We start from the raw sequence: 18,926 nt of genomic DNA, 5'->3' as shown, positions 1-18,926 counted from the left end.
GGCGTATCCGCCGCCCCCCGCGCCCCCTGCGTCCGGCAAGGTGCCGGTGCCGGGTACGGGACAGTCGACAGGCGGTGGCGCGGTCGGCTGGCGAGGAAGGAAGATCCGCAATAACGTGAAGTTGTCTTCCCGCTTTTTTGCGGAAAGACAACTTCACGTTTTTGCTCCGACTTGCCGCTTGCAGAGCATTGGCCAAGGCGTAAGAGCTTGCCGGGAGTGTGCGAGAGGTTGAGATCGTTTGGTACGGGGAGAGACGCGGCGCTGGTCGCCGCTTTCTCTCCCCCGCGCCCCTCTCTTTTACGCAGAGTGGCAGTCGTGGACTGATTGTATATTTTACAAGTTGTGTTCACCAGGAGCTCGATGAGGGTAAATAATTTTCTGAGTGGCATGATATTCCTCCTATGGTTTGCGGGTTATCCCGACATTCTCTGCTGCAATTTTGCGGAAATCAGCAAACGGGTGGAAACCGTGATTCTCCCCGTGATCAGCTGATGGAGCAGCCAGGCCGCCTGATATCCGAGTTTTTCGTAATCGACGTGCACCGTCGTCAACGGCGGCTCCAGCCGCGCGGCGAACGGCAGATCGCTGAATCCGGTCACCATCAGATCCCGCCCGATTTTGAGGCCGAGATCGATGGCCGCCTCATACACGCCGAAGGCGATGTAATCGTTGGCGCATACGATGCCCGCGGGCAGTTTCAGCCCGGAGAGAAAGGGGCGGATCAGTTTTCCGGGCAACAGCATCTTCTGCCGCATGTCCCAGTTCTGCGGAGCATCCATCTCCTGTTTGAGAATGTGGATATGCTTCTCCGACTCCCGGATGAATCCGGCGTCGCACATCGCCTGCCGGAAACCGCGCAGCCGGATCTCGATATTGCCGGCGCCGCCCAGAAAGTAGATCGGATTCCGGTACATTTCAAGCAGATGGGAGGTCGCCGCGTAGATGCCGTGAAAGTCGTCCTCCGCCACGATGCTCGCGTGACAATTCGGCGCCTGCCCGCAGGCGACCACCACCGGGAAGCCCGTTTCGGTCAGGCGGTTCAGCGTCTCCGTGTAGCGGGGCAGCGGGTGGTTGGCCACGAGAACGCCGTCGACGCCGCAGCCCTGAATATGGTCCAGCAACCCCAGCACCGGTTCATGGCCGTGCAGGCTGGTGAAAATCCGCAGTCCGAGATTGTGCTCCTCCACGAACCGTTCGATTCCGCGGGTGCGCGCCACGATCAGCTGATCGCAGCTGCCGGAGTAGAACCAGCCGAGTACCGGCCGTTTTCCCTCCGTCGGCGGCGGCTCTTCCGGCAGGCCGGCAGCGTGGTTGCGCACTGGAATGCCGGCGGCCTGCAGCCGGTGATTGGATTCGCGGCGCAGGATGCCTTCCGCCTCGAGCTCCCCGAGCATCCGGCGGATGGTGTTGCGGCTGGCGGCGTAGAGCCTCGACAGATGGAGCGCGGAAGGAATCCGGCCCTCTTCGCCGAACCGTTCTCCGGCCAGGTCGTTGAGAAAGATCTCCTTCAACCGCGTTGTTTTGCTGTGGTAGTTCATCGACGTTCTGTTCCGTTTCCGCTCCTGTTTCCGGGTACATTATACCGGAATTTTGAGCAAAAGTCAACAGATTCCGCCGCAATGTTCTCTTTTATTGAAATTTTGAGCAGAATTTTGAACATTTCAGCCGGGACATGTTCATTCCATGACGCATTTTCCATGGGCAAACAGGCAGAAAAAAAACGCCGCGGACCCCTGTTCCACGGCGCTCCATGCTGAATATCGATCCCCGATTCCGGCGCAGAGCCGGAAGATGCCTCCTCACCGGCCGGCGAGGGCGGCGCGGACCTCCTGAAGACGGCTGCCGTTCAGCCGGTAGAACCGCCAGTAAATCACCAGATAGAGCAGTGAAAAGAGAATCGGGATGCCCCCCATGATGACGCGGATTCCCAGCACCGCCGCCGGAGACTGCACCGCGTCGGCAACAAAGCCGATGCAGGAGAGCCCGGCGCCGGAGATGAAGCCGCTCAGCGCACCGGCGAGCTTCACCACGAAGGTCTGGGTCGAGAAGAGGATGCTTTCGTTGCGGGTACCGAGCTTGAATTCACCGTAATCGACCACGTCGGCGAGCATCACCGTGAGGATTCCGAGCGAGAAGCCGATGCCGAGATTGATGACTGCGCCGGTGAGGAAGATGCTCCACCAGCGCAGCGTCTCCTCCGCCGGGAAGCGGGCCACCAGCAGTACGAGGAAGCCCGCCACCGGAAGGATTCCGGTGGCGGAGAACACCGCCTTTCTGCCGAACTTCGCGGCGAAGAAGGGGTAGCCGAACAACCCGGCCAGCTGGGCGATTCCGGCCGCCAGCAGATAGCACGAAACCAGATCCTGCATGCCGATCGCGTACTTGAAGTAGAACACCGCAAAGCCGTTGGAGAGCTGGAAGGAGAGGTTGAAGAGCAGTGCGAGCACCAGCACGACGATCACCTGATCGTTCTTCCCCAGAATGCGGAGCATCTCCCGGACCGAAGTGTGTTCCCGTTTCCCCTGCCGGGGCGAAACCTGCTCCCGGACGAAGAAGAAGGTGACCAGCGAACAGAGGAAGAAGATTCCGGCGATGATGGCGCCGAGCCGGGTGAAGCCGAGCGGCTGACTGCCGGCGCCGAGCAGTTTCACCAGCGGAAGCCCGAGGTAGCCGATGAGCATCCACGCCGCGCTGGCGAAGATGCGGGGAATGACGGAGATGGTGTCGCGCTCCTTCTCGTCGTCGGTCAGCGCCGGGACCATCGACCAGTAGGGGATGTCCATCAGCGTGTAGGTGACGCCCCAGAGGATGTAGGTGACGGCGATGTAGGCGAGCTGCTGCCCGGCGTCGAGCCCGGGGTTGAAGAAGAGGAAGAAGAGCACGATGGCGTTGAGCAACGTTCCGAGGAGGATCCACGGCCGGAACTTCCCCCAGCGGGTGTGGGTGTTGTCGACGATCAACCCCATGATCGGATCGTTGACGGCGTCGAAGATGCGCGCCACAAGGAAGAGATTGCCGACGAAAATCGGGCTGATTTTGCAGATGTCGGTGAGGTAGAACATGTAGAAAGTGGCGACGATGGCGTAGACGAGATCCTTGCCGAAGGCGCCGACTCCGTAGGAGATTCTGGAAGGCCAGGTTAAACGCTGCATAATAATTTCTCCGAACATTTTTCCGATTCCGGTAACAATAGCATGAAGAAGAGGGAAAATCAAATGGAAAATTTCTTTCCTGCAGCAATCTCTGCAAAACTTCTGCGGGCGGATTTCCCGGAAAACATAACGATTTTTCCCAAAAAGGCCATTGTTTTTTATGCGGAATGTGATACGTTTTCCCTCAAACACCTGCAAGAAAGGCAATCGGGAGAAGAAAACGATGGAAACTTACGGTCCGATCATCCGCAACGCGACGGAGATCCTGCACGGCGGCGACTACAATCCGGATCAATGGCTCGAAACCCCGGAGATCATCGACCGCGACTTCGAACTCATGGAGAAATCCGGCTGCAACACCTTCTCGGTCGGCATCTTCAGCTGGACCATGCTCGAACCGGCTCCCGGAAAATATCAATTCGACTGGCTCGACCGGATCATGGACCGCATGGCCGAACACAACTTCCACGTGATCCTCGCGACGCCGAGCGGGGCGAAACCCGCCTGGCTGGCGACCGCGTATCCGGAGGTCTGCCGGGTTGACGAACACGGCCTGCGCCAGCCGTATGCCGACCGCCACAACCACTGCTGGAGTTCGCCGGTCTACCGCGAAAAGGTGCGCGAGATCAATTCGAAGCTGGCGGAACGGTACGCGCATCATCCGGCGCTCTCCGCCTGGCACATCTCGAACGAATACAACGGCAAATGCTTCTGCGAACTCTGCCAGGAGCGTTTTCGCGTCTGGCTCCGGGAACGGTACGGGACGCTGGAGAATCTGAACCGCGCGTGGTGGAACACCTTCTGGAGTCACCTCCACACCGACTGGGCGGAGATCACGCCGTGGGGCGGTTCCGAAGGCAATTCGCTCGACTGGAAACGGTTTGCCACCTTCCAGTGCTGTGACTTCATGAAGTTCGAAGCGGATGCGCTGCGCGTTTACACGCCTGAAATTCCGGTGACGACCAACATGATGGGCTTCTTCGACGGGCTGGATTACTGGAGAGTGGCGGAGGTGTGCGACTTCATCTCCGACGACGTCTATCCCGGCTGGGGGATCGATCCGGATGTGCGGCGCATCCTCTCGGAGTGCGCGATGCGTCACGACATGCACCGCGCGATGAAGAACGGCAAGCCCTTCCTGATCATGGAGTCGGCGCCGAGCGCGACCAACGGGCAGCCGGGCCACCGGCTGAAGCGGCCGAATCAGCACAAGCTCGAGGAGCTCTGCGCGGTCGGTCACGGCGCCGACGGGACCCTCTATTTCCAGTGGCGGAAGAGCCGCGGGAATCTGGAGAAGTTCCACGGCGCGGTGGTCGATCACGTCGGCACGGAGGAGACGCGGGTCTTCCGCGACGTCGCGGAGCTGGGCGCGCTCTACCGGAAGTGCAACGACATCTGCGGCAGCGCCACGCCGGTACAGGCGGCGGTGGTCTGGGACTGGGAGTGTTTCTGGGCGCATCAGTTCGACCAGGGTCCGGGCAAGGAGGACCAGAAGAAATATTGCGAAACGGTCCAGACCTTCTACCGTGCGCTCTGGACGCGCAACTTCCCGCTGGACGTGATCGAATCGCTGTCGGACTTCTCGAAATACCGTCTGCTGATCTGCCCGATGCTGATCATGCTCAAACCGGGCGTGGCGGAGCGGTTGAAGGCGTTCGTGGCGGCGGGCGGCACGCTGGTGATGAGCTACCTTTCGGGGTATGAGGATGAGAATACGAACTGCTTCCTCGGCGGCTGGCCGGGCGACGGGCTGATGGAGCTCTTCGGCATCTGGAACGAGGAGCCGGGCGGGATTCCGGCGTTCGACCGCCAGTGGCTCCGGTACGAGGGGCGCGAGATCGAGGTGGTGGACTACGCCGAACGGATTCATCTGCGCGGTGCGGAAGCGCTGGCGGAGTTCACCAGTGATCCGCTTTACGAGGGGATGCCGGCGATCACGGTCAACCGGTTCGGCGCGGGGAAGGCGTACTACCTTGCCGGGCGGACCGGGGAGGAGTTCCTCTCGGAGTTTCTCGGGAAACTGGCGTTGGAAGCCGGGCTGGAGCCGGTCATTCCGGCGGAGAATCCGGGGATCAGCGCCTCGGTGCGCCGCAAGGGGGAGGAGGAGTTTCTCTTTCTCTTCAACTACACGGCGGAGGAGCGTCAAGTCCGGCTGCCGGAAGGAAACTTCACCGTGCTTGCGAATGGTTCCTGCTGCAGCGACACACTCACGCTGCCGCCCTTCGGCTCGGAGATCCTGAAAAAGTAAGTTTCTGACCACATCCTGCGGGCGGCCAGTACGCCGCCCGCAGGATGTCGAAGAGCGCATCGCCGTTGCGTCGAACCCTGTCCGCGGTCAGCGAATCCCGCATTGCCGCAGACTTCCCGGAAACGGTCATCCCCGCAGCTTTCCCGTAAACAGGAGTTTCCTTCTCCGCCGAAACCGGATGGACCGGCCCGCCTCATTGCCACGCGCCGGAACTCCGGGCAGAATACGGCCTTCCGGCTTCCGGGTTTCATTTTCCCGCCGATGGACTGGAAATTTTTTCGAACCGCGGATATATTATTGTTTTGTTCTCTTGTTTGTTTCAACCCCCTTACGAAAGCATACCCGGATGGATAAACAAAAAAAACTGTGGTTTCCCGGCCGTGACGCAATCGCTCCGTATCTGATGGTTGTCTATGTGCTGATGCTCGCCGTCGTCGGCTTCTTTGTCTCCCGCGTCACCGAATGGAACGCGATCACCGTCGCCATCATGGCCACGGCCGCCCTGTGCTACTCCTTCTTCTACATGATTCCCGGCCTGCTGCTCTCTGCGCTCGTCTCCGCCGTGACCGTCAAGGCCGGCGAAGCTCCGTGGCGGCGGCGGCTGGTGACCGGCGTCACCGTCGGAACCATGTATTTCTCCCACCTGCTTCTGCTGATGGATGCCGGACTCTATCATGGATTCGGCTTTCACTTCAACTTCCTCGTCTGGAACCTTCTGACCACCCCCGGCGGTTTCGCCTCGATGGGACTCCGGGCCGGAACCATCCTCACTCTCGTCGCCGGGATCGTGCTGCTTCTGGTGTTTCACATCGCCATCATGGCCGCTTTCGTCTGGATGCCGAAACTGCGGGTCATCGCCGTTGTGCTGAAAGGCTGGCGGAAGTTCGCGCTGGCGGGCGTCTGCCTCCTCTGTCTGCTCTTCTCGATGTTCGCCTACGGGTACGAACACTACATGCTGCGCGCCACGCCGCTGATGGCGGTCCGCACCATTCCGCTCTTCCAGGGGATGACGATGTCCGGCTTCCTCTCCGACCTCGGCGTGAAGCGGCCGGACCGCGAAGTGATGCAGGTCAAGGCAAATTCCGGAAAATATGAACACCTGAACTACCCGGCCAATCCGATTCAGCGCCGGGCCGACCGCCCGAAATACAACGTCGTCTGGCTGGCCTGCGAATCGTGGCGCGCCGATATGCTCGACCCGGAAATCATGCCCAACGCCAGCAAATTCGCGGAACGGGCCGTCAACTTCAAAAACAATTACTCCGGCGGCAACGGCACCCGGCAGGGGGTCTTCTCGATGTTCTACAGCCTCTACGGGAACTACTGGGACATCTTCCTGAAAAACCGCCGCGGCCCCGCCTTCATCGACTGGCTGGTCGAAGATCAGTACAACTTCAAGTGCATCACCTCGGCGAAGTTCAGCTATCCGGAGTTCGACCAGACCGTCTTCTGCCGCATCCCCTCCGAATCGCTCTACAGCGACGACAAAGGGCTGACCTACACCCGCGACCAGCGCAACGTGAAGCTGCTGACCGAATTCATCCGCACCGCCGACCGGAACCGCCCCTTCATGGCCTTCATGTTCTTTGAATCCTCGCACGCGCCGTATGAGTTCCCCGAAGAGGCGATTCTGCGCAAGGAGTACGCGAAGACGCTCAACTACACCAGTCTCTCCCCCGCGGACGGGCCGCTCATCAAAAACCGTTACATCAACTCCAACCACCATCTCGACATGCGGCTCGGCGAAGTGTTCCGGGCGCTCGACGAATGCGACCTCTGGAAGAATACCGTCGTCGTGCTGATCGGCGACCACGGCGAGGAGTTCTATGAGAAGGGACGGCTCGGCCACAACTCCACCTTCGTGCAGGAGCAGGTCCGCACACCGCTGGTCATCCACATTCCCGGCGTCAAACCGCAGGTCTACACCGGAATGAGCAGCCATCTCGACGTAGTGCCGACCCTCGCGCCCCACTTCGGAGTGACCAATCCTCCGGCGGATTTCTCGCTTGGCTTCAACCTGCTCGACCCGGCGCAGAAGCGCACCTACACCATCATCGCGGACTGGTCGCAGGTGGTGTACGCCAGCGCGAAGTACAAGACCGTTCTCCCCTCCAATTCGATCGCCTTCGCCACGCAGCAGCTGACCGACGGAGAAGACAAACCGCTGCCGTCGCTCGAACCGTTCTACCGGGACAACAAAGCCGAACTTTTCCAGATTCAGCGCGATCTCATCCGTTTCGTGAAGTGACCGCCTCCACGGGCGGCGGAGGCTCAATCGAGCGCGTCGAAGAGTGCCCCGGAGAGCGAACGGATTCGATCCAGTTTGATCTCGGTGCCGTCCTCCAGAATCAGCGCCCGGCGCGGTCCGGCGATCTTCCGGACCGCGCCGCTCCGGATTTCATACCGGCCGCCGCGTTTGCGACCGTCCGGAACGAAATATTCGATCTGAAGAAGCGGATGCTCTTCGAGATGGGCGCACAGCAGCCGGAGCCGCCGGTCGAGTTCCGCGGCCTCCTCCTCGCCGCGCTCCGGTTCCGCCTCGGTCAGCCGGGCGGTTTCGGCCACCGCCTCCCCGTAGCCGGTCAGCGCGGAAAAGGGAGCGAACTGGGCCGCCCGGTCGAGCATCGACATCGGCGGGTGGTTCGTCGAAACGTGGTGCGGCATTTTCAGAAGTTCTTCGTAGGGGTGTTTCACTTCCGGTGGCCTCCGATCTGTTCGTTGCGCAGGCGGGCGGTGGAGCCCTCCTGCAGACTCGTTCCCTTGAGCAGCGCATTCTTCCCCAGCCGCCGCTTGATGTCGAGAATCGCACGCTGGAGCCGGCTTTCCCGGTCGAGTTCGGCGCGCTCCTCCTCCGATTGCCGGGCGTCGGCCTCGCGGTCGGCGAAGAGGTCGGGCTGGACGGCTCGTTCCACGGGGAGCGCACTCTCCGGAATCACGTGCCCGGCGCCGAGCGTCATCCGCCGGACCAGCAGTTTTCGATCGACAATCCGGTCGAAGAGCGGCATCACCATCTCCAGAATCCGCTTTGCCGAAGCGGTGTGCCCCCCGAGCCGGACCGAACCGTGCGCCGCCTTCGGCACCTGCCGCCCGTAATGGTTCACCCGCACGGCACCGGCGTACTCCCGCCGCCGCTCCGGCGCGGCAAGATTGGAAACATCGTACCCCACCGTCAGCTCCAGCTGATCGGTCGTCAGGCGCTTCTCCACCAGATCGAGCGCCAGCTGGTCGGCCATCTCCATGACCACCAGTCGCGCCTTGTCGAACTCATACGGCTCCTGCAGAACCTGTCCGGAGCAGAGACTGCGGTGTTCCGGCCGGTAGGCCTTGATGTCGGCGACGGTGACCGGCTCCCAGCCCCAGGCATGGTCGATCAGCAGTTCGGCGTTGACGCCGAACATCCGGTAGAGAATCTCCTCGTTCTGCACCGACATCCGGGCGATGTCCCCCATCGTGTACATACCGGCGGCCTCCAGCCGCGCCGCGTAGCCGTGCCCCACCCGCCAGAAATCGGTCAGCGGGCGATGGGTCCACAAATCGCGCCGGTACCCGGCTTCGTCCAGTTCGGCGATCCGCACCCCGTCCCGGTCGGCGGGAATGTGTTTGGCGACGATATCCATGGCGATTTTACTCAAGTAGAGGTTGGGACCGATTCCGGCGGTCGCCGTGATGCCGGTCGTCTGCAGCACCTCCCGGATGAGCTTTCTCGCGAACTCCCGGGCAGTCAGGCGGTAGAGTTTCAAATAGGAGGCAGCCTCCAGAAACACCTCGTCGATCGAATAGACGTGAATGTCCTCCGGCGCAACGTATTTGAGGTAGATTCCGTAAATCCGGGAGCTGACCTCGATGTAGCGCGCCATCCGCGGGGTTGCGACGATGAAATCCAGCTCCAGCGCGGAATCGGCGGCGAGCGCGGAGGCGGAAGCGGATCTGCCGGTGAAACGCCGCCCGGGCGCGAGGCTCCGGCGGCGGGCGTTGATTTCGCGCACCCGCTCCCTCACCTCGAACAGCCGGGGGCGGCCGGAGATGCCGTACGCCTTCAACGCGGGCGAAACCGCCAGACAGATCGTCTTCTCCGACCGGCTCTCGTCGGCGACGACGAGGAGGGCGTCCAGCGGGTCGAGCCGCCGGTCGGCGCACTCGGCCGAAGCGTAGAACGACTTCAAGTCGATGGCGATGCAACTGCGTTCTTTCATATTCCCCGCCGTTGGTCCGCCGTTTTGCTCCCGGCAGTGTCGAGAGCGGAGAGCAGCTGTGCGATCAGCGCCGGAATCCCGTCGCGGTCGGCGACGTCATACGCGGCAATCCGCTCCTTCCAGCCGGCCGGAGGCGCCGGAATCCAGCGGAACCGGTCGAGCTCCGGCGAATAGGGCGCGAACCGCAGCCGCACCAGCCGGTGGTAGAACTCCTCGGCCGCGGCGGGGGTCCGGCTGCGCAGCACGAGCCCGCCGGAGAGGGTGGCGAGGAAACGGAACGCCGGCTCCTGCGAGAGCTTCTCCGCCATCCGGAAACAGCCGGCCTCGCGCAACCGGTAATGGAAGCGGGGGAGAGCGCGCGGCGCACGCTGGCGAATCGGATACCCATCGTAGGCGCCGTCACAGATGAAGTAGTCCGGCGCGAGCTCATAGCCGAAGAGGGCAATGTCGTGCCGGAGCATGATCTGCCCCATCCGGAACCAGGCGGCGGCGCGCTCTTCGCAGGAAAGGGCCGGATTCTCCGCCGTCGCCGCCTCCGTCGCAAAGGCGCGGCACACCTCCCGGAGCCCGGCGGGGAAGTACCGTTCCGCCTCCGCAAAGCGGTTCTCCCGCATCAGGCGGCGGGCCAGCAGATGGCGCAGTTTCCGTTTCATCTCCGGCGGAAGCTGAGGATTCGTCTCGTGCGCATCGGCGAAGCGGCGCAGTTCCGCGATGTCGAGCTGCTCTTCGGCGACCAGCGCGGCATCGCTCCAGGCGTTCCCCATGAGAAAGCTGTACAGCGCCTCCAGAAAGAGGCGGCTGTGGTACTGCGTCGCGCCGACCTGCCCGCGGACCTCCTCCTCCATGCCGCGGCCGGGGAGGCGCTCCGTCCGGCAGGAGACGGGCCAGTACAGCCCGCTCCACTCCGGAAAGGGATTCCAGCCGTGCCCGGCAGGCGAGAAGCGGATGGAGTCCAGCTGCGGCGCGGCGGCGGAATCCGCCGTAGTACGGCGGTAGTGCTCCAGCCACTTCCGCAACAGGGCGGCGGATTGCTCAAACCTCCCCTCCCGCCGGGCGAGGCGCGCTTCGAGATAGAGGAGAAGCGGGGAATCGGGGGTACTTCCGGCCAGAAGTTTCCGGCAGTCGTCGAACGCGCCATTTCGGAAGGCGCGCAATGCCAGCCGGTCGCCGCAGACGAAGGGGCCGGAGACCTGCCGGACCAGTTCCGGGCGGAAGAGCACCGCGACCTCCGCAGTGAGGGGATCCCGGAGAAACCGGTTCGGGTCGCGCCGGATCATCGCGCCGAGTTCGTTCCAGAGCTCCCGCCGGAAGGGGCAGGGTTCTCCCCTTTGCCAGTTCGCCTCCTGCGCGTCGCCGGAACAGCGCCCGAAGGCGGCGGCGAGCACGAGAAAACGCATCCGCTGTACCGGATCCTTCGCATAGAAGTAGTTGGTGCGGAAACTTTGTTCCGCCAGATTCTGCGGGTCCGGCACGCCGCGGCCGACCGCCTCCCGCAGTTTCTGATACCAGAAATAGGCCTGCGCCGGATTCTCCTGCGCCTGCAGATTCCCGAGCAGATAGAGCGTCTGCGCGGTGCGGCGGGGGCGCTCCGATTCCGGCAGGGCAAGAAGCTCCTGCCATGCCCCGGGGAAACGGTTCTCCGGATTGCGCCTCAATTCCTCCCGGCCGGCCGCGAAAAGCCGCTCCTCCGGGCAATCCGGATCCGGCGGAACTGCCGCGGCAACCGGAGTGGACGCGACGGGCTTCTTCGCCGGAATGCAGTCCGGGAAGTAGTGATGCGCCAGCGCGCAGAGGTGAAAGTGCAGATCGAGCTCCGGGCTGTACGCCTCATCCTGCAGGTCGATGTAGCTCGGCGGGAACGACACACTGCAGGCCGGAGCGGCAAACGCCCCGGGCACGAGCAGTGCAGCCAGCATCAGTTTGAACGAGTGGGAATCCATTGTATGATCTCTCCGATTTTCAACGTTTCTCCCGGGGGAGGAACAGGCCCCCGGATCGCCTCCGGCACACAGCCGGGCACCGCGGGCGCCGCCGGGTGCACACCGTGAAAGAAGAACGCCTCTCCGGCGCCTCCGCCCAGAACCTGCGTAAACTCCCCCTCCCCCAACGTGCCGTGGTTGGTCCAGTATAGTTCGGTGCGCGCCCCCTCCCGCCGGAAGGAGCAGACGATCCTCACCTCCGGCGGTAATCCGGCGTCGAGCCGGCGAAGATTCTCCAGCTCCAGGCAGAGCCGGTCCCCCGCCATCGGCAGTCGGAACCAGATCACCGGAATCTGCGCGTACCGTTTCCGGAACCGCAACAGCTCCTGCCAGTCGGGAGCGGCGATTTTGACCCGCTCCCCCGGCCTCCGGGGCGGGCGGTTCTCCGCGCTCAGCCGCCGGAAACGCCCCGTCTTTTCCTCGTAATGCAGCCGGTAGGCGTAGACGGGCAGAGCCATTTTGAACGGTTTCTCCAGTTGAGTCGCCTGCTCCACGGCGCGGGCCGCCGCGACCGGGTCGAAGAGGGGATACTCCTCCGGCAGGTCGCCGGGCCTCTCCAGCGCATGCAGCTGCAACACGAAAAAATCGAGGTGCCGGAAGAGCCGCTTCAGCTCCTCCGGATGGCGCAGATGGCAGGGCAGCAGCGTGGCGGAAAACCGCTTCTCCGGCACCCGGCGGCGAAGCTCTTCCAGAAAGGCGCCGTAGTGCCGGAGCCGGGATTCCGGGACGTCGCAGTCGAGCTGGAGCTCCCGCGCCTTCTCACGGCGGAGAATCCGGGCAAAGGATTCCGCAAACGCTTCCTCCTCCCAGACGCGCGCATCCAGCCGGAAGACGGGGACCCCGTCCGGCAGTTCCGGCAGCGGAAGCAAAACCGCCTTCTTCCCCTTCCGGAACTCGCCGCGGAGAAGGTAGATCCGCCATGGGGAACAGGTGGCGAGCACGCGTTCGGCGGCCTCCCCCCGCTCCCGGTGCCAGAAGTAGACCCCGCTCTCCTCCGCGCCGAGCGGTAAAATCAGACACAATCCGGTCAGCAGAGCGGCGAAGAGAGCGCCGCACCGCATTCCGGGAATTCGATTGTGACAGAAGGTCCGCAAGGTATCCGCCGCTCCGAGAAATGGCCCGCACCGGGCCGGCAGGTTTTCCGCCGGGTGGATACTGTAATACGCCGGACCGCTCTTTTCAACAGCGGATTCAAAAAATTTCCTCCCCCGCTTCCGGGCGCTGAAAAAGCCGGTATTCCGGAATCCCGGAACGCCGGCCGAAGTCCCTGCGGGGGGCGAGCCCTACTCGTTCTCCTCCTCCTCGTCCACCAGTTCGGCGGGAGGATCGAGCAGCGTCACCTTTTCGCCGAGGCGGAAGGTGGTGTTCCGCAACTGGCTGTGCGTCATCTCCGGCAGGATCTTCACCGGGATGTTCGCATCGAGCGTCACGTCGAGCGAACCGTCGGTCAGCTTCTCCCACTTGACCTTCAGCCTGCCGCGCGCCATCGGGACAATCGCCTCCGCCCAGTCCACCTGATTCAGGGCCGGCGAGAAGTAGATGACCGTGTGCCCCGCCTCGGCGATGCGGATTCCCACCACCTCCCGGAGCAGGAAGATGTTGGGCGACACGCAACTGCCGTCGGAGAACTTGGTCGGCGCCGGGTCGGGGCTGTCGAGCGAAATGCGCCACGCGCCGGAGTCGCCGCAGAGCCGCCGCTCCCAGTAGTCGCGGAAGTAGCGGAACGCCCAGTCCCGCTGCCCGAGCGCGAACATCATCTCCAGGAAGAGAAAGTGGAAATAGGGGTGTCGCGACTCCGGACTGCGGTCGAACGGCGGGTCGAAATTGAAGAAGGAGAAGAAGAAGTGTTCAAACGCCTCCAGCGGCAGCACGCCGCCGAACACCGCGCAGAAGTTGGCGAAGAGGTTGTCATCCGGCTTTCGCGGACTGTCGAGGTTCCAGCGGGCGAAGAGCTTCTTCTCCGGGTCGAAATTCCGTTCCCGCAGCGCGTCGGCGACCTTCTGCGCGAGCTTGACGCAGCGCGCCGCCACCAGCGGCTGATTGACCACCCGGTAGATCTCGGCGGCCGAAAGCAGGAACCGGCAGAAGAGCGCGTTGAGATAGGTCGGCGTCTCCCCCTCCTCGAACTTTCCGTAGGAGAGGCGGCTCTGCAACGCGAAGCGGCTCTCCACGTCGACGAGCAGACCGCTCGACTCCTCCAGCAGCGCCTCGAAATACTCCCGCAGGAGGTCGAGATTGGGCACCGCCCGTTCCAGCTCGACCAGATTCGCGCTGAACCGGTAGTTGTAATACATCCACACCGGGTAGAAGAACAGATGATGAATCTGCGACGCGTGGCGGACACCGTAGGTCAACGCCGGAATTTCACCGTTTTCCAGCTGGGCGTCGGAGAACTGCCGGAGCCGGGCGGCCATGTAGTCGAAATCCCCGAAGGCGATCGCCATGTTGGCCGCGTCAATATAGGCGTCGAGCATGTAGCAGTCATAATCGGCCCGCGATTCCGACAGCGGGACGAACGCGGCGGAACGGCGGAGCGTCTGCCGCCCGGTCTCCCAGAAGCGGTTGAGCAGCTCATCCGAACAGCGGAAGAGACTCTCGTGCCGTTCGTGACGGACCAGCTCCTCGAAGCAGATGCTCTCGACCGACACCCGCTGCGCGGCGCGGCGGATGGATATCATCACATAGAGACAGTCGGCCGGGATGAAGGTGAGATAGGTGGTCTTGCCTCCCCGGTGAATCAGCGTCCCGGTGCCGCGGATGCCATCCCCGGCCGAAACGCCGCCGGACTCGGTGCGGCGCAGTCCCAGCGTGATGTCGATGATGTCATCCTCGAACGCCTCGAAATAGATCCTCACAAAACCGTAGCGGACGATGTCGAGCCGGTAGATGAGATATTCCCCGGTCTGAAGCGGCCGGTGGAGCGAAGTGGTGTCCTCCGGCTGCATGACGCAGTTCGCGAGGATGTCCGCCGGGTCGGTCAGTTCGCCCATGGTCGGGAAATAGCTCTGGACCGGCAGCCGTTCGAAGTGGATCGACGGCGTCGCCTCCTCCAGCGTCATCTTGAGCGGTCCGGCCATGTTCCAGGCGGCGGGTGCATTCTCGACCATATCCTGATAGATGCGGATTTCGTCGTCGTCCAGCTCTCCCGGAAAGATCAGCAGAAATCCCATCGAATTTCGTCCCGGCTCCTGGAACAGCACCAGCCGGTTCCAGCCGGGGCGGAGCAGAAGCTGATCGCCCTCGCAACCGTCGCGGTGCGTTCCGGAGCAGACCAGGTTGTTGTTGCAGAAAAACTTGAACGGGTCGTCGGTGAACACCTTCACCGGCATCGACTGCTCCTCCTCGCTGAAGAGGTAGCACCCGGCGGCGTAGGTCTCCGGCCACCGGCCGGAACAGTCACGGAACCGCACCTGCGTCCAGTTGGGCGGCGCGACGATGCGGCCGTGTTCCACCGGGTCGAAAGGCGGATGCTCGTCGGCGATCGCCGCCGGCGCGAGCGGATGCAGTTCCAGCCGGGAGCCGAACTCCCCGACCGGCACGATGTGGTCCGGGTGGCTCCACGAGGAGTCCGGCATGAACATCTGATGGGTCCATTTGCGCGGACATTTCACCGAGTGAAAGAACTGGGTCAGCCCCTGTTCCGAACTGATGCGCGCCCGCGGGCCGCAGAAACACTCCCCTTCGAGGATGTGCCACGACTCGTCGGAGCAGAGAATCTCCTGGCGGGAGGATTCCATCTGGCACCAGAGCCCGGGGGTGCGGCGGTTCGGCGCGGTGCTCTCCGAATTGTAGTAGACCTGCACGGCGAGCACGTTGATGCCCGCCTCCAGATAGAAGGTCAGCTCATGCTGATCGATGTAGCTGGTGCCGCAGGACTGATGGGCGCGCGGGCCGAACCCGACCAGACGGCCGTTGATGAAGAGCTGATAGGCGCTGTTCGCGCTGATCCAGAGATTGGTCTCCATCCCGACGCTGGGGCAGACGAACTCCCGGCGCATCAGAAGAAAGCTGTCGGGCTGGTTGAGCAGGGATTTCTTCCAGATCCATTTCCCATAGATTCGATTCGGCAGCTTCACATTCGCCATGGCTCCACCTCCCGTATTCCTTACCGGCGGCGCATCCCCACCCGGATTTGAATGTTTTCGGACCACTTCCCCCTGTTAGTATGAAGCCGAAACCGGAATTTGTCAACCGTTGGAGCGAAGATTTTCCGCTTTTTCTTCCCTGCGGCGGGCTCCGGAGGGCCGATTCCCACTTTTTTGCGAGAAAAATGCGCCGGGAACTTTTTTTGTCGGGATGTGCGGTGTATATTAGTGCCCATGGATAAAAAAGAACATCTGCAATACGAAGATCTGACCCTGCTTCCGCGGCGCTGGTTTCCGCTGCCGAAGCTGGATGGCTACATTCTGCGCGAATTCCTCATCAAGTACAGCGTGCTGTTGCTGGTTTTCATCATTCTGTTCATTCTGAGCGACGTCTACCGCGATATCTCCGATTTCTTCGAGGCGGATGCGCCGTGGAGAAGCATCCTGCTGTACCTGGCGTACAAACTGCCCGGAAACGTCCGGTTCATCCTGCCGATCACCATGCTGCTCGGTTGCATGTGGACCATGGCGACCTTCGGCAAGAACATGGAGGTCACCGCCATGCGGGCCTCGGGCGTCTCGCTCTTCCGCTGCGGCGGAGCGATCTTCGCGGTGGGGCTGGTCGTCACCGGCGTGAACATCTACTTCAACGAAGCGCTGGTGCCCTACACCGAACGCCAGGCGGAACGGGTTCACGACGCGGTGGTGGACCGCCGCAAGAGCGTGCAGAACCTGCTCGCCTTCCGCAGTTCGGACCAGCAGCGCCACTGGCTCTTCAAAACCTTCACCGCCGGGAGCGCGCAGGAAAACGTCACCGTCAAAACCTTCTGGACTGACGGAATGATCCGGAGCATCATCCTCGACCTGCCGGAACCGGAACAGAAAGCGATGATCGAGCACATTTTCCGCTTCAAAGCGGCCCATCTGCTGGGGCTTTCGCGCGAAGCGAGAGTCCGGGAGATCACGTCGGAACTCAAGGGGCGCAAGGTGGACTTCTTCGCCAACCGGGTCACCTTTGATCCCGAAAGCGGCGTCTGGACTTTTGAGAACGGCAACTTTCTGAGCTACGACAAGAACGACGAAACCGAGTATGCCGCAAGCCGCGGCACCTCGACGATGCACGATCCCCGGAACTACCAGGCGATTCGATTCAGCGCCGAAGAGATTCCGGAGACGCCGACCGACATCATCAACGCGATCAAGGAAAAGGATGAATTGCCCACGCTGGTGATCTGGGACTACGTGCACCGCAATCCGAACCTGGCGGAGCGGGTCAAGTCGATTTACATGACCGTATTCTACTACCGTCTGGCCTTCCCGTGGGCCTGCTTCCTCGCGGTGTTCCTCGGCATTCCGCTGGCGACCAAGAACGAGCGGACCGGCAGTCTGATGGCGATTATCACCGCGGTGGCGCTCATCGTGGTTTACATTGTCGTGGCGCAGGTGTTTCTGGTTCTGGGCAAAGGGGGAATCCTCAACCCGATGTTCGCCGGACTTGCACCGACAATCGGCTTCATTCTCTGCGGCGCGGCACGCATCTATTACGACCGGAACTGACGCTCCCGAACGGGCGGCCGAGCCGGAACCGTTCCCAGAGCCGCAGTCAAAAAATCCGGTAAAAACAGGAGGGGAATATGGCGAAAAGCAGCTTCACCCGGGAGGAACGCGGACAACTGCTCCGTTTTGTCCGGGAAGTGATCGAAAGCGACCTTGTCGGAGCAGAATTGCCCTCCCCGCCGCCCCTGCCCCGTCTTGCGGAACCCGGCGCCTGCTTCGTCACCCTCAAGGAGGGAGGCGACCTGCGGGGCTGCATCGGGAACATCGAAGCGTTCGAACCGCTGGGGGAGAATCTGATCCGCAACGCGATCAACGCCTCGCAAAGCGATCCGCGCTTTCCGCCGCTGGATCTGGAGGAGCTGCCCGGCACCACCATTGAACTTTCCATTCTGACGCCGGCGACGGCCATTGCTTCGCCGGAGGAGTTCCGCGTCGGGGAGGACGGCATCATTCTGCGCGCGGCGGGGCGGGGCGCCGTCTTTCTGCCGCAGGTGGCGCCGGAACAGCACTGGGACCGGGAGACGACCTTGCGTTACCTCTCCCGGAAAGCGGGCTTGCCGGAAAACGCCTGGCAGTGGCCGCAAGCGGAGCTCTTCACCTTTCAGGCGGAAGTTTTCGGGGAAGAGGAAGATTGAGCCGGGGAACCGGACGGCCGCTGAAGTTGAAAAATCGGGAATGCGCCTCTCAAGGGGAGAGGTTGCTGCAACCGGAACAAAAACCAAGAGAAGGAGAAACATCATGAAGAGATGGCTCGGAGTTGTCATGGGGACGGCGGCTGCAGTTTTCTTCGCTGCCGGCTGCACCTCGATCAACACCAGCGACGGCGCGGAGAGCCAGGCGCTGCCGGAGACGATTTCGACGGGGTACCAGGAGTATTACACTCACAAGGACCAGCGTGTTTCGGGGGAAGGAAACGTCAACGTGCTGTTCGGGATTTTCGCCTGGGGGTCGGATGGTTTTGCGGACAATTCGGATCTCTCCGCCTTCAGTTTCTTCCCGTCGCCGGCCAATTACGCCAAGAGTGCGGCGGTGTACGACGCCTGCCAGAAGAACGGGGCGGATACGCTGCTCGGGACGCGTTACAAGCTGACGACGACCGATTACTTTGTATTCAAGCAGGTCAAATGTGAAGTTGCGGGCTTCCCGGCCACGCTGACTTCGGTGAAAAAGCTGGTTCCCTATGTGCTCGGCCAGGGAGAACAGCTGATTTTTGTTGATCCGGCGACGAAGCCGGCCCGGGTCAAATAAGATCACCGGCAGAAAAACGCCGGCGGGATGGCTCTCCTGCCGGCGTTTTTTTTGGGTGCAATACAGAGAAAAACGCAGAAAATTGAAAAAAAAGCAGGATTCCTGTCAACCGCGACTTTAAAAATCGAAAAAAGCGAGTATTGTATATAACAATGACATGGGCACCCGTAGCTCAGCTGGATAGAGCGTCTGCCTCCGGAGTAGAAGGTCATGAGTTCGAATCTCGTCGGGTGTACCATTTTTGAGCTCAAAAGAGGTCGTGAAGTAAAATTTGCGATCTCTTTTTTTTGTGTGAAAAAAGGCCTCATCGACGGTCCTTGCCATAGGTCACACCTCTTTCACGCTCGAAATTTCGGGGAGTTGATAGATTTTCAACTTGAAGTATTCACGATCCCGAAAGCCATACGCCTGTTTGATCAGCCAGCGGATTTTATTATTGAAGCCTTCCATTTTAGCATTGCTGA

13 protein-coding genes and 1 tRNA gene are annotated in these 18,926 nt (G+C 62.0%); 6 read left to right on the top strand and 8 right to left on the bottom strand.

Features of this window, described 5'->3' with window-relative positions:
• Nucleotides 1–413: 413 nt before the first annotated feature.
• Complete coding sequence (locus ACMLHG_RS00860) at nt 414–1,538, bottom strand: substrate-binding domain-containing protein (RefSeq protein ID WP_417169213.1); 1,125 nt, start codon at nt 1,536–1,538, stop codon at nt 414–416.
• Between the two features lie 261 nt (nt 1,539–1,799).
• Nucleotides 1,800–3,152: a melibiose:sodium transporter MelB gene (melB, locus tag ACMLHG_RS00855; protein WP_417169212.1), complete on the bottom strand. Its 1,353-nt coding sequence runs from the start codon at nt 3,150–3,152 to the stop codon at nt 1,800–1,802.
• Between the two features lie 223 nt (nt 3,153–3,375).
• On the opposite strand from melB, the gene ACMLHG_RS00850 reads away from it, so the two are divergent.
• On the top strand, nt 3,376–5,400 hold the full coding sequence (locus ACMLHG_RS00850) for a beta-galactosidase (RefSeq protein WP_417169211.1): 2,025 nt from the start codon (nt 3,376–3,378) through the stop codon (nt 5,398–5,400).
• A 346-nt stretch (nt 5,401–5,746) separates the two neighbouring features.
• Nucleotides 5,747–7,648 carry a sulfatase-like hydrolase/transferase gene (locus ACMLHG_RS00845; protein ID WP_295812528.1) on the top strand — a complete coding sequence of 634 codons (1,902 nt, stop codon included), beginning with the start codon at nt 5,747–5,749 and terminating at the stop codon, nt 7,646–7,648.
• Between the two features lie 23 nt (nt 7,649–7,671).
• Here the strand turns inward: ACMLHG_RS00845 and ACMLHG_RS00840 are convergent, their stop codons facing one another.
• From ACMLHG_RS00840 to ACMLHG_RS00820, 5 genes are all read right to left on the bottom strand, one after another.
• Complete coding sequence (locus tag ACMLHG_RS00840) at nt 7,672–8,094, bottom strand: hypothetical protein (RefSeq protein WP_295812532.1); 423 nt, start codon at nt 8,092–8,094, stop codon at nt 7,672–7,674.
• Nucleotides 8,091–9,593: a hypothetical protein gene (locus ACMLHG_RS00835; RefSeq protein WP_295812535.1), complete on the bottom strand. Its 1,503-nt coding sequence runs from the start codon at nt 9,591–9,593 to the stop codon at nt 8,091–8,093. The genes ACMLHG_RS00840 and ACMLHG_RS00835 overlap by 4 nt, the downstream gene beginning before the upstream one ends.
• Nucleotides 9,590–11,533: a hypothetical protein gene (locus ACMLHG_RS00830; RefSeq protein ID WP_417169210.1), complete on the bottom strand. Its 1,944-nt coding sequence runs from the start codon at nt 11,531–11,533 to the stop codon at nt 9,590–9,592. Before ACMLHG_RS00830 ends, ACMLHG_RS00835 begins: the two co-directional genes overlap by 4 nt.
• Nucleotides 11,509–12,633: a DUF3142 domain-containing protein gene (locus ACMLHG_RS00825; protein ID WP_417169209.1), complete on the bottom strand. Its 1,125-nt coding sequence runs from the start codon at nt 12,631–12,633 to the stop codon at nt 11,509–11,511. The genes ACMLHG_RS00830 and ACMLHG_RS00825 overlap by 25 nt, the downstream gene beginning before the upstream one ends.
• Nucleotides 12,634–12,855: 222 nt before the next feature.
• Entirely contained in the window at nt 12,856–15,657 is a 2,802-nt protein-coding gene (locus ACMLHG_RS00820; protein ID WP_295812543.1) for a hypothetical protein, read from the bottom strand.
• A 234-nt stretch (nt 15,658–15,891) separates the two neighbouring features.
• Here ACMLHG_RS00820 and ACMLHG_RS00815 point away from each other — a divergent pair, with 234 nt between their 5' ends.
• From ACMLHG_RS00815 to ACMLHG_RS00800, 4 genes are all read left to right on the top strand, one after another.
• A complete protein-coding gene (locus tag ACMLHG_RS00815) occupies nt 15,892–17,214 on the top strand; it encodes an LptF/LptG family permease (protein ID WP_294436805.1) in 1,323 nt (440 codons plus the stop codon).
• 77 nt (nt 17,215–17,291) lie between these two features.
• Nucleotides 17,292–17,849, top strand: coding sequence for an AmmeMemoRadiSam system protein A (gene amrA / locus ACMLHG_RS00810; protein WP_417169208.1), 558 nt, complete (start codon nt 17,292–17,294; stop codon nt 17,847–17,849).
• Nucleotides 17,850–17,952: 103 nt separating this feature from the next.
• On the top strand, nt 17,953–18,462 hold the full coding sequence (locus tag ACMLHG_RS00805; protein ID WP_295812548.1) for a hypothetical protein: 510 nt from the start codon (nt 17,953–17,955) through the stop codon (nt 18,460–18,462).
• Nucleotides 18,463–18,623: 161 nt separating this feature from the next.
• Nucleotides 18,624–18,700: transfer RNA gene (locus ACMLHG_RS00800), tRNA-Arg, on the top strand.
• An 89-nt stretch (nt 18,701–18,789) separates the two neighbouring features.
• Here the strand turns inward: ACMLHG_RS00800 and ACMLHG_RS00795 are convergent.
• Entirely contained in the window at nt 18,790–18,912 is a 123-nt protein-coding gene (locus ACMLHG_RS00795) for a transposase (protein ID WP_417169153.1), read from the bottom strand.
• Between the last annotated feature and the right edge of the window lie 14 nt (nt 18,913–18,926).

It is taken from the genome of Victivallis sp. (assembly GCF_048170485.1).
Lineage (GTDB): Bacteria > Verrucomicrobiota > Lentisphaeria > Victivallales > Victivallaceae > Victivallis.
Note: the sequence above shows the minus strand (reverse complement) of the source record. Positions and strands in the feature narration are given on the sequence as shown.